The organism is Caballeronia zhejiangensis (assembly GCF_022879815.1).
Lineage (GTDB): Bacteria > Pseudomonadota > Gammaproteobacteria > Burkholderiales > Burkholderiaceae > Caballeronia > Caballeronia zhejiangensis.
The window spans coordinates 1,617,078-1,628,678 of the sequence record NZ_CP084283.1; the positions used below are offsets into that span (position 1 = coordinate 1,617,078).

Consider the following 11,601-nt stretch of genomic DNA (forward strand, 5'->3'; position numbering starts at 1 on the left):
ACGAGAGACGCGATTGAGAGTGTAGCATCGCGCCTCGCACGCGTCGGCAAGCGCGTCGGACACAATCCTTCGCGCTTCGCTGTTCGCTGCAGCCAATGAAAAACGCCGTTGCGCCCGGCTTGGTGCCAGGCGAACGGCGTTATCGGCGCGAACGGTCAGGCCGTGGCGCTCAGCCGCGGCCGTTTTGCGTGCCGCGCTTGATCCATGCGCCGAGGTTGTGCGGACGGACCGTGTCCCACTCCTCGAACGGCTGATGAATCCACGGATTCGTTTCAAGATGCTGAACGTGATAGTCGGGCTTGACCTTGGAGCATGCCTTGTACCAGAGCACCGCGGAGCGCACGGCCGTGATTGCCGGATAACGTTCCTTCAGATGCTCCTGCACGCGTGCGAGCGTGACGCCCGAATCGACCAGATCGTCGACGAGCAGCACGTTGCCGGACAGATCGCCGCGCGTCATCGTGATGTATTGCGCGATGTCGAGATCGCCCTGCTCCGTGCCCGCCGCCTCGCGGTACGAGCTCGTTGCGAGAATGGCGAGCGGCAGGTCGTAGATGCGCGAGAGCTGGTCGCCCACGCGCAGGCCGCCGCGCGCGAGGCATAGGATCTTGTCGAACTTCCAGCCCGACTCGTGCACCTTCAGTGCGAGCAGTTCGATCAGCCGGTGGTATTCATCCCAGCCGACCCAGAGGTTCTTGTCGTCGTTGCGCGGGTCCGTCATCGCGATCATGGTGAGACTCTTTCAAATGCTTAGGTTATATACGAAATGTGGCCGCAGATGCGGCCACATTCTTTACAGCGTCCGGTTGCGGTCGAGGCGCTTGTCGCGCTCAGACCTTGAACGGATGACGGAGCAGGATGGTTTCGTCACGGTCCGGACCGGTCGACACCATGTCGATCGGCACGCCCGCGACTTCCTGCACGCGCGTGAGATAGGCGCGCGCGTTCTCCGGCAGGCCGTCCCATTGCGTGATGCCGATGGTGCTTTCCTTCCAGCCGCCGAACGTTTCGTATACCGGCTCGCAACGCGCGACTTCCGATGCGCCGCGCGGCAGGATATCGACCGGCTTGCCGTCGAGCGTGTAGCCGGTGCAGAGCTTCACTTCATCGAGGCCGTCGAGCACGTCGAGCTTCGTGATGCACAAGCCCGAGACGCCGTTGATCTGGATCGCACGGCGCAGCGCGGCGGCGTCGAGCCAGCCGGTGCGGCGCGGACGGCCCGTGACCGAACCGAATTCCTTGCCGACGGTCGCGAGATCCAGGCCGACCTTTTCCTGGCGTTGCGGATTGTCGGCATCGTACAGCTCGCTCGGGAACGGGCCCGAGCCGACGCGCGTGCAATACGCCTTCGTGATGCCGAGAATGTAGTTCAGACGCTGCGGCCCGATGCCCGCGCCGGCCGTTGCCGCGCCCGCGACGCAGTTGCTCGACGTGACGAACGGATACGTGCCGTGGTCGATATCGAGCAGCGTGCCTTGCGCGCCTTCGAACAGCAGATTGCTGCCGGTGTGGTTCGCGTCGTAGAGGCGGCGGGAGACGTCCGTGACCATGGGCGCGAGACGGTCGGCATAGCCGAGCATCGTGTCGAGCGTTTCCTGGAAATCGACGGCTTTCGCGCCGAGGTATTGCGTCAGCACGAAGTTGTGGAAGTCGAGCGCTTCGCGCAGGCGTTCCTCGAACACCGCACGGTCGAAGAGATCCTGCACGCGCAAGCCGCGACGCGCGACCTTGTCTTCGTACGCCGGGCCGATGCCGCGGCCGGTCGTGCCGATCTTGCCGGCGCCGCGCTTGGCTTCGCGCGCCTGGTCGATGGCAACGTGGTACGGCAGAACGAGCGTGGCGGCTTCGGAAATGAAAAGGCGCTTCTGGACGTCGATGCCAGCCGCTTCCAGTTCGTCGATTTCCTTGAACAGCGCTTCCGGCGACAACACGACGCCATTGCCGATGTAACAGGCCGTGCCCGCGCGCATGATGCCCGACGGAATGAGGCGCAGAATGGTCTTCTTGCCGCCGATGATGAGCGTATGGCCGGCGTTGTGACCGCCCTGGAAGCGCACGACGCCTTGGGCGTGGTCCGTCAGCCAGTCGACGATCTTGCCCTTGCCCTCATCACCCCACTGGGTGCCCACCACGACGACGTTGCGCCCCGGGTTCACATTCACTGCACTGGCAGACATGTTGATTCGTTAGCTGGTTAAAAACGTATTTTACCTATGTTCGCGAAAGGTTCCGAGTTTTTCGGGACGCGTTTCGCGATTTCGTCACGCTCGCGCGATTGGAATCGGCTAAGCAAAATCCCTTGCCGATCAAGCGACTGTATGCGCTGGCCGCTTCAGGGGCGGGTTTCGACCGTCCACTTGCCGTCACGTTCGACGAGCACGCGATCGAACGCGAATTCGTCCAGATCGTGTTCATGGCCGGGCAGCGCCTGGATCACCACTTCGCCCGCGTCGCGGAGCGCGAGAATCGCCGCGCGCAGCGGCTCGTCGTGCTTCCACGGTGCGAGGATCGCGCTACCGCGCGCGTCGACCGGGGAAATGCGCGCCACTTCGCGCAGATCGAGCGAAAAGCCCGTCGCGGGCCGCGCACGGCCGTAGGCCAGACCGACGTCGTCGTACCGGCCGCCGCGCGCGACCGCGTTCGGCACGCCATCGACGTAAGCCGAGAACATCACGCCGCTGTGATACGCATAGCCGCGCAAGTCCGCGAGATCGATCATCAGTTCCGCGCCTTCGACTTGCCCTGCGAGAAACGCGAGATCGTCGAGCGCGCGCGCGATCACCGGCAGATTCGGCAGACGGCCACGCGCGATCTGCAGCACCGACGCATCGCCGTACAGCGACGGCAGCGCGCGCAGCGCCTCGCGCGGTACCTGTCCGAGATGCGCGGTCAGTTCGTGGAGGCGCGGCACGTCCTTGCTCGCGAGCGCGTCGTAGAGCGCCTCGCCGAGCGACGCCGCGGCCGGCTCGAGTTCCAGCAACGCGGCAAGCACACCCGCGTGACACAGATCGAGACGCACTTTCGTCAGACCTGCGAGATGCAGCGAGTCGAGCATCAATTGCTGGATCTCGAGATCCGCTTCCAGTCCCGCGTGCCCGTAGATTTCCGCGCCGATCTGAATCTGCTCGCGCGTGGCGTGCAGGCCGCGCGGACGCGTATGCAGCACGACGCCCGCGTAGCACAGACGCGTCACGCCCTGACGATTCAGCAGATGCGCGTCGATGCGCGACACCTGCGGCGTGATGTCCGCGCGCAGGCCGAGCGTGCGCCCGGACAGCTGATCGACGAGCTTGAAGGTGCGCAGATTCAGGTCGCTTCCGCCGCTCGTCAGCAGCGATTCGAGATACTCGAGCATCGGCGGCATGACGAGTTCGTAGCCGTAGGACCGGAAACGGTCGAGCAGACGGCGGCGCAACTCTTCGATCTTGCGGGCTTCCGACGGCAGAACGTCGGCGATATTCTCGGGAAGTAACCAGGTGGACATCGATGCGATTCCTACGGGACGCGAGGCTCGACGCTTCGTGCGTGGCGCTCGTCGGTCAGGGACGAAAAGATAGAAACAAGATAGGCGAAACGGTGCGATGCTGCCGGGCGCGGCTCACGTCGCGATCAGGAGCAGGATCAGGCCGAGCACCATCGCGACCAGCCCGCCGATGCGGATGTGGTGCGTCGGCCGCTCCGCGATGCGGCGAAAAGTGTCGCGCCACGCGGTCGGAAAAACGAAGGGAAACATACCTTCGATGATCAGCATCAACGCAAGAGCGAGCAGTAACGTCTCGGCCATGTCCAAGGGATTTTTATAGGCCACGCAGCCAGCACAGGCTGGCCGCGCGGCGCGCGCACGGGATCAGCGCTTCACCGTGGCCGGAGCCGGCGTGTCAGCCGCGCCGCCGGTCGGGCTCTTCATGAAGCGGAAGAAGTCGCTGCTCGGATCGACGACGATGACGTCGCCCGGCTTGAACGTCTTCTTATACGCTTCGAGGCTCTGATAGAACTGGTAGAACTGCGGATCGCGTCCGTACGCATCGGCCGCTATGGCCGCCGCCTTGCTGTCTCCTTCGCCCTTGATCGACTGCGCCTGGCTGTACGCGTCGGCGAGAATCGCCTGCTGCGTGCGCTCGGCGTCGGCCTTGATCTTGTCCGCCTCCGCCGTGCCCTTCGCGCGCTCGTTCGCCGCCGCCTGCTGGCGCGCCGCAATCATGCGCTTGTAGACCGCATCCGCTACGGCCGGCGGGAAGTCGATGCGCGTCATCTGCAAATCGACCATTTGCACGCCGAATGCCGCGGCCGCGCCTTCCACGCTCTTTTGCGCGTCGGTTTCGATGGCCTGCTGATTGCCGAGCGCGTCCGTCAGCGAGCGCTTCGCGAAGCCGCTCGCGAGCGCGGTGCGCGTGAGCGCGGTGATGCGTTCCTCGGCCGTCTGCGTGTTCTTCTCGTTGCTTTCGAAGAGCTTCAAGGGATCGGCGACGCGATACTTGATCACCGTGTTCACCAGCACTTCGTTCTTGTCCGATGTCGAGAAACGATCGGCGCCGGATTCGTCGATGGTGAGCGTACGCGTGTCGATGAGCGTGAGCGTCTGGAACGGCGGCGGCAGCTTGAAATGCAGCCCCGGGCCTTCGAGACGCGGATTGCCTTCGCCATGCGCGGCGACGACGGCGGCATGCCGTTCGTCGACGGTGAAGATCATCGACGATCCGATGAACAGCACGATCACGACAGCGACGATGAGCGCAAAAATTCGATTCATGTCGCGCTCCTTATTGCAGGTCGTCTTGACGACTGCGGGAGCGGAACGCATCGCGCGAACGCAGCGGATCGCCGCCGGCATTGGCGCTCGCGCCGCTGGCCGCGCTGGCCGGCGCAACCGCGGCCGGCGCCGATGCGCTCGCCGCGCCCTGCGCGCGCGCCTGAGGCGCTTCCGACGCGCCCGACGCCACCGCGCCGCTGGCGGCATCCGCCGATTCCTTCACCTGCTGTCGATTGGCCTCGACGAGCTTGTCGAGCGGCAGATACACCACGTTATTGCCGGCCTTGCTATCGACGAACACCTTCGTCGTGCGCGAGTAGATCTGCTGCATCGTGTCCAGGTACATGCGTTGACGAATGACCGCGGGCGCCTTCGAATATTCCGCGTACACCTCTTTGAAGCGCTCCGCGTCGCCCTGCGCCTGCGTGACTTCGCGATTGCTGTACGCCCTCGCCTCGTCGATCAGCTTGGCGGCATCGGCCTTCGCGCGCGGCAACAATTGATCCGCGTAGGCTTGCGCCGTATCGCGGGCGCGCTCGTTGTCCTGACGCACGCGCGCCGCTTCCTCGAACGCCGACTGCACCTGTTGCGGCACCTGCACGCTTTGCACGGCGACGCCCGTCACTTGCAGACCGGTGCGATAGGTATCGAGCGAGCGCTGGATCGTTTCGATGAGGCGCGCGCGGAGCGCTTCGCGATCCTTGTAGAGCATGTCGTCCGTCGAAAGACTGCCGGCGATCTCGCGGATCGCCGACTGCGCCGCTTGCGTGACGCTGTCGTCGGCGTTGATGCTGCGGAACAGGAAATCGGTGGGCGACTTGATCTGGTATTGAACGGCGAAGCGCACGTCGACGATATCCGCGTCGTTCGTCAGCAGCGACGCGTCGCGCACGTTGCCTTGCGACAGCGCGGTGCCGCGCCCGACTTCGACGGAGCGGATCTGCGACGTATCGACGATCTCGCTCGACTGGAACGGATACGGCAGACGCCAGTGGATGCCTTGCGCGACCGTCTGACGATATTGTCCGAACTGGGAGACGACGCCGACATGGCCGTCCTGCACGACGAACACACCGCTGCCGAGATAGATGGCGATAAGCACGCCGATAACGATGCAGAGCCCGATCTTCGTGCCGCGGCCATTCTCGCGCGGCGCGCCGTTGCCGGGCTTCCGGCCGAACACGCCCGCGATGCGGCGGTTGAATTCGCGCCACATCTCGTCGAGATCGGGCGGACCTTCGTCCTTGCCGTTCGGACGCTTGCCGTCCTGCGGACGCTTCGAGTCGTTCTTCACGCCATTGCCGTCGCCCCGCCCCCAGCGCGGATCGTTGATCGAAAAGACGGCAGGCTCAGCTTGCCGGTTAGTCCGCTCTTTGTAGTCGTTCACTCGGTGATTCACCATTAGACAGCCGGGGTCGACGCCGGGTCGATGCAATTCCGAAGGCACTCAGTGTCCGTGCTCGGGAACCTTTTGATTGTCACGCTCGACGGCCGGCCGATGGTCATCCGGCTGCGCGTTCGTGTCGTGTATGGCGTTTGACCCGGACTGCGTGGATTGCGTTGCTTCGGACGCCTCGTGCGGCCCCGGAAATTCGGCGAGCACGCTGGGTAGGCCCGCATCGGTTTCTTCGGATTCCGCCGTGGCTATTTCGGCGATGGCAGCGCGCAGCGCATCGAGCCCCTGACCCGTGCGTGCGCTCAAGAAAACGCGCGAAATATTACCATACTCGTCCCTTTCAACCGCTTCGCCACGGGCCGCGAGCTCGGGCACCGCATCGATCTTGTTGAAGACGAGAATCTGTCGAATGTTGTCCGCGCCGATGCCGCGCAACACCTCGTTCACCTGATCGATCTGATCGAGGCGCACCGCGCTCGATGCATCGACGACGTGCAGCAGCACGTCCGCATGAATGGTTTCTTCGAGCGTGGCGCGGAATGCGGCGACCAGTTGGTGCGGCAATTCGCGGATGAACCCGACGGTATCCGACACGACGACATGGCCCGCTTCCTCGCCGAGGAACACGCGGCGCGAAGTCGTATCGAGGGTGGCGAAGAGCTGGTCCGCCGCGTACGCCTGCGCTTTCGTGAGCGCGTTGAACAAGGTGGACTTGCCCGCGTTCGTATAGCCGACGAGCGACACGGACATCGTGCGATTGCGCGCGCGCTGACGTCGCTGCGTGCCGTGCTGGCGGCGCAGTTTCTCGAGACGCGACTTGAGCGCCTTGATGCGCTCGCCGATCAGACGCCGGTCGGTTTCGAGCTGCGTTTCGCCCGGACCGCGCAGGCCGATGCCGCCCTTCTGCCGTTCGAGGTGAGTCCACGCGCGAATGAGGCGCGTCGACAGATATTGCAGTTGCGCGAGTTCGACCTGCAGCTTGCCTTCGTGACTGCGGGCGCGCTGCGCGAAGATATCGAGAATGAGGCTCGTGCGATCGACCACGCGGCGATTCAGCGCGACTTCGAGATTGCGCTGCTGCGCGGGCGCGAGCGCGTGATTGAAGATGACGAGCTCGACGTCGTTCGCTTCGCACTGCAGACGCAGTTCCTCGACCTTGCCGCTGCCGATGAACATCTTGGCATCGGGACTCTGACGGCGGCCGGTGAGCGTGACGGCGGGATGGGCGCCCGCACTTTGTGCGAGCAGACTGAGTTCTTCGAGACTGGCTTCGAAATCGATCTTGCCGAAGTCGATGCCGACGAGCGCTGCGTTAATCAAATTAATATGTTTAAGTATTTGAAGCGACCGGCGAGTTGCTTAATGTTCGCATTAGAAGTGGCAATCTCGCGCCGGCCGCGACGAGGTTTAGGACGGTTCAGCGTCCGGGTGGAAGTTCACCGGGCGAGCGGGCACGACCGTCGAAATGGCGTGCTTATAGACCATCTGGGTGACCGTATTTCGGAGCAACACGACGTACTGGTCGAACGATTCAATGTTCCCTTGGAGCTTGATGCCGTTGACCAGATAGATCGAGACCGGCACGTGCTCTTTACGCAGTGCGTTCAAAAACGGGTCTTGTAACAATTGCCCTTTGTTGCTCATAGCAAACTCCGTGTTTTTTTGCAGGTTGGAAGTATTGTGGGCGAAGAAAAAGAGATCCGCCGACAATCGCTACACTATAGCTGATTTTCGCTGTTTTACGTTTCAGTAGCCGGATCGGCCAAATGGCCAGCGGCACCGAAGCGTAAGGCTTCACGCGGCTCTTACTCCTTGTCCGCGTAAGGGTTTCGACTCGATCGAAACTCTATGCGAAGTGGAGTGCCGGCGAGCCCAAAAGTTTCGCGAAAGCGCCCTTCCAGATATCGCTTGTACGTGTCCGTGATCGCGTCGAGCGCGTTGCCGTGCACGACGATGATCGGCGGATTTTGCCCGCCCTGATGCGCGTAGCGCAGCTTCGGACGCACCGGGCCACGCCGGCGCGGCTGCTGGAATTCCACCGCCTCGATGAGCGCGCGCGTCAGCTTCGGCGTCGGCAGCTTGGCCATCGCGGCGGCGTAGGCGTCGTCGACCGATTTCATCAACGCGCCGATGCCCGTCTTCTCCAGCGCCGAAACGTAGTGGAATTTAGCAAAGTCCAAAAACTTGAGCTTGCGCGTCAGGTCCGACTTCGTGCGCTCACGCACATGCGAATCGAGACCGTCCCACTTGTTCACGCCCACCACGAGCGCACGGCCCTGCTCGACCACGAAACCGGCGATATGCGCGTCCTGTTCCGAGATGTCCTGCTGCGCATCGAGGAGAAGAATGACGACGTTGGCATCCGCGATCGACTGCAGCGTCTTCACGACCGAAAACTTTTCGATCGCTTCGAACACCTTGCCGCGCCGACGCAGGCCGGCCGTGTCGATCAATGTGTATTTGCGGCCTTGTCGCTCGAAATCAACATAAATCGAATCGCGCGTGGTGCCCGGCATGTCGAACGCGATCACCCGCTCTTCGCCGATCAGCGTGTTCACGAGCGTCGACTTGCCGACGTTCGGACGCCCGACGATCGCAATCTTGACGCCATGTTTCGCCTTCTCGTCTTCCGACTCTTCCGGCTGATCCTTGTACGCGATATCCAGCGCGTCGTTGATCATTTCGACGACGCCGTCGCCGTGCGCCGCCGAGATCGCGCGCGGATCGCCGAGACCGAGCTCGTAGAAGTCCGCCGCGACCGCCGAGTACTTCATGCCTTCGGCCTTGTTGACGACGAGAAAGAGCGGCCGGCCCGTCTTGCGCAGATAGTCGGCGATCGCCTTGTCCTGCGGCGCGAGCCCATTGCGTCCATCGACGATGAACACGACGATATCGGCCTCTTCCACCGCCTGGCGCGTCTGCCGCGCCATCTCGTGCAGAATGCCGTCCTTCGCCACCGGCTCAAAGCCGCCCGTGTCCACCACGAGATACGGGCGTTCGCCGCCCACACGGCCTTCGCCGTAATGACGGTCGCGCGTCAGGCCCGGCAAATCCGCGACGAGCGCGTCGCGCGAGCGCGTCAGCCGGTTGAAAAGAGTCGATTTCCCAACATTGGGGCGCCCGACGAGGGCAATCACGGGTTTCATCTGATTTTGTTCAAGGTTGAACGCAAGGCGAACGCGGAACGGGCGGTACAACCGTCTCGTTGCGTTCCGCTACGCCGCGCAATGGCTGCGCTTGTCGAAAATTAGCATGGATTCGGCCTGCCGCACGCGAGGCGCGCTGGTCGGCCGGATCGTCGGCGGTCGTTCGCCGGTTCCGCCTCGTTCGAGGCTCTTCTTGCACGACGCCTTCGCGCGTCGCGCTTCGTTCTTGCGACCCTGCTTTTGCATGCGGGTTTTATCGCGATGCGGGCATGACGCAGCGCTTCTTTCTCGTGCGGCTCGCCGTGGCGAGCCTGCCGCGCCGCGCAACATCGACGGCGCGCTTGCTATTCAGGACCGCGAGCAAGCCTGACTCGCTCGCGGTCCGGCTGCGATCAGTTGCTCGGACGGAAACCGTAGAGATCGCCGTCATGCGTCTGCACGACGAGCGTGTTGCCCGCCATCACGGGCGCAGCGGTGATCGCGCTGCCATCGGTCGGCGCGCGGCCGATCAGTTCGCCGTTTTCCACGTTCAGGAAGTGCACGAAGCCCTTGTAATCGCCCACGACGACCGCGCGGCCGAGAATGTACGGCACGCTGACACTGCGGTTCTTCAGCACGTCCGTCTTCCAGAGCGGCGTGCCATCCGACGCGCGGAACGCATTGACGACCGACCAGTCGTCGCCGGCGGCCACGATCTGCTCGTCCTGAGCCAGGCCGCTGTCGCTCGAAAAGTTCTTTTCCCAAACCGGGCGGCCCGAATTTGCATCGAAGCAGCCGATACGGCCCTGGAACGTCACCGCGCAAGTCTGCGCGCCGACGAGTCCCGGCGCGCCGGTCACGTCGTTGATGCGCTCGACTTCGGTCACGCCCTTCGGATACGACACCGGCGCTTGCCAGAAGGCATCGCCCGATTGCAGGTTGATCGCCGCGAACGTGCCGCCGGGGAAGCCCGCGAGCACAGCCTGATTGGCCGCGAACGTCATGCCGGCCGCGACGCGCAGATTCAGTGGCACCGCGCGCAACTGGAAGATCCACTTCTGCTCGCCGGTCTGCGCGTTGAACGCGATGACCTTACCGTCGATCGTACGCACGATCACGAGATCGTTGCCGACCAGCGGCGGCGAAACGATCTCGCCCGGCGCGGTTGCTGTCCACAGCAGCTTGCCGTCGGGGCCGAGCACGTCGACCTGCCCCTTCAGACCGCCCACGGCCGTGAGATTGCCGTCGCTGCCGACGCCCGCGGACAGATCGTCCTTCAATTTGACGCGCCAGACGTCCTGACCGGTCTTCGCGTCGATTTTAGCGACGGAGCCGTTCGCGCCCGCGGCATAAACGTAATCGCCGACCGCGACCGGCGAGAACAGATAACGGCCAGCCTTGCCGACGCTTGCCTTCCACGCCTGGTTGACGTTCAGCACCGGCTTGAACTCCGCGAGCGGTACCGGCACGCGGCGTTCATCCTTGGTCGACGAGCAAGCGGTCAACAAGACGGTCATCGCGCAAGCGAGCGGCACGGCGTAGCGTTTCAAAAATGTCATCGGTGGACGCAACATGAATTGGTGAATTGGGTTGATCGGCGCTGCCCGCCGCGTCGCTTCATGGCGACACCGTGGCGGGCGGCTTGATTGACTGATGGCAGGGATCGAAGACGAACCGATTGGAAACCAGCCGGATCAGCCGCCGAGCGCGTCGAGCTTGAACTGAATCAGCTGACGGGCGGACGTGTCGTTCTCGGGCAGCGCCGTCAGCGCGACCTTGTAGGCCGCGCGCGCGTCGTCGCGTTTGCCTTGAGCTGCGAGCAGGTCGCCACGGCGGTCCGCGATCACGCCTTTGAACGCTTCGAGAGGCTGCTCGGCGAGCAGTTTCAGGCCCGCGTCGTAGTTCTTCTCGTCGAGCAGCACGAGCGCCAGACGCAGCTTCGCGATCTGCTTGTACTCTTCGTCCTTCGCGTGGTCGATGGCCCATTGCAGTTGCGCCTTCGCGCCAGCCGTGTTGCCCGCCATGTAGAGCGATTTCGCGGCCGCGAGCGCGGTCATCTGCGCGTAGCCGGTGCCGCCGAACTTGTCTTCCATGTCCGTCGCGACGCGCTGGACCAACGCCTGATTGTTTCCGTCCACTGCCTGCTGCAGATGGTCGTAAAGCACCGACGCCTCGGCGGCCTGACGACGCTGCCAGAAATTCCATCCGTTGTACCCGGCCGCAATGACGAGCGCCACGAGCACAACCCACGTCGTGGTGTTACCCCATTTGGCCCACCAGGCCTTTACGCTTTCAAGTGATTCTTGTTCGTCGTGATAGCTCATCGTCCA

11 protein-coding genes are annotated in these 11,601 nt (G+C 63.6%); all 11 read right to left on the reverse strand.

All coding sequences use genetic code 11. From position 1 onward, the window contains the following. Positions 1-169 precede the first annotated feature (169 nt). Positions 170-730 carry a phosphoribosyltransferase gene (locus tag LDZ23_RS07770; protein ID WP_008349397.1) on the reverse strand — a complete coding sequence of 187 codons (561 nt, stop codon included), beginning with the start codon at positions 728-730 and terminating at the stop codon, positions 170-172. A gap of 100 nt (positions 731-830) precedes the next feature. After that, positions 831-2,177, reverse strand: a complete 1,347-nt coding sequence (locus LDZ23_RS07775) for an adenylosuccinate synthase (protein WP_008349396.1) — start codon at positions 2,175-2,177, stop codon at positions 831-833. Between the two features lie 155 nt (positions 2,178-2,332). Then, positions 2,333-3,484 (reverse strand): ATP phosphoribosyltransferase regulatory subunit, encoded by a 1,152-nt coding sequence (locus LDZ23_RS07780; RefSeq protein WP_008349394.1) that lies wholly within the window; start codon positions 3,482-3,484, stop codon positions 2,333-2,335. A 114-nt stretch (positions 3,485-3,598) separates the two neighbouring features. Continuing rightward, positions 3,599-3,790: a DUF2065 domain-containing protein gene (locus tag LDZ23_RS07785; protein ID WP_033536382.1), complete on the reverse strand. Its 192-nt coding sequence runs from the start codon at positions 3,788-3,790 to the stop codon at positions 3,599-3,601. 57 nt (positions 3,791-3,847) lie between these two features. Continuing rightward, positions 3,848-4,750 (reverse strand): protease modulator HflC, encoded by a 903-nt coding sequence (gene hflC, locus LDZ23_RS07790; RefSeq protein WP_008349390.1) that lies wholly within the window; start codon positions 4,748-4,750, stop codon positions 3,848-3,850. Between the two features lie 10 nt (positions 4,751-4,760). Further along, positions 4,761-6,137: an FtsH protease activity modulator HflK gene (gene hflK / locus LDZ23_RS07795; protein WP_244807387.1), complete on the reverse strand. Its 1,377-nt coding sequence runs from the start codon at positions 6,135-6,137 to the stop codon at positions 4,761-4,763. A 60-nt stretch (positions 6,138-6,197) separates the two neighbouring features. Further along, on the reverse strand, positions 6,198-7,466 hold the full coding sequence (gene hflX, locus LDZ23_RS07800; RefSeq protein ID WP_008349385.1) for a GTPase HflX: 1,269 nt from the start codon (positions 7,464-7,466) through the stop codon (positions 6,198-6,200). An 87-nt stretch (positions 7,467-7,553) separates the two neighbouring features. Then, a complete protein-coding gene (hfq, locus tag LDZ23_RS07805) occupies positions 7,554-7,790 on the reverse strand; it encodes an RNA chaperone Hfq (RefSeq protein ID WP_008349383.1) in 237 nt (78 codons plus the stop codon). 161 nt (positions 7,791-7,951) lie between these two features. Further along, complete coding sequence (der, locus tag LDZ23_RS07810; protein ID WP_008349381.1) at positions 7,952-9,292, reverse strand: ribosome biogenesis GTPase Der; 1,341 nt, start codon at positions 9,290-9,292, stop codon at positions 7,952-7,954. A gap of 392 nt (positions 9,293-9,684) precedes the next feature. Then, positions 9,685-10,830, reverse strand: coding sequence for an outer membrane protein assembly factor BamB (gene bamB / locus LDZ23_RS07815; RefSeq protein WP_008349379.1), 1,146 nt, complete (start codon positions 10,828-10,830; stop codon positions 9,685-9,687). Positions 10,831-10,965: 135 nt separating this feature from the next. Beyond that, complete coding sequence (locus tag LDZ23_RS07820) at positions 10,966-11,595, reverse strand: tetratricopeptide repeat protein (protein ID WP_008349377.1); 630 nt, start codon at positions 11,593-11,595, stop codon at positions 10,966-10,968. Positions 11,596-11,601 lie beyond the last annotated feature (6 nt).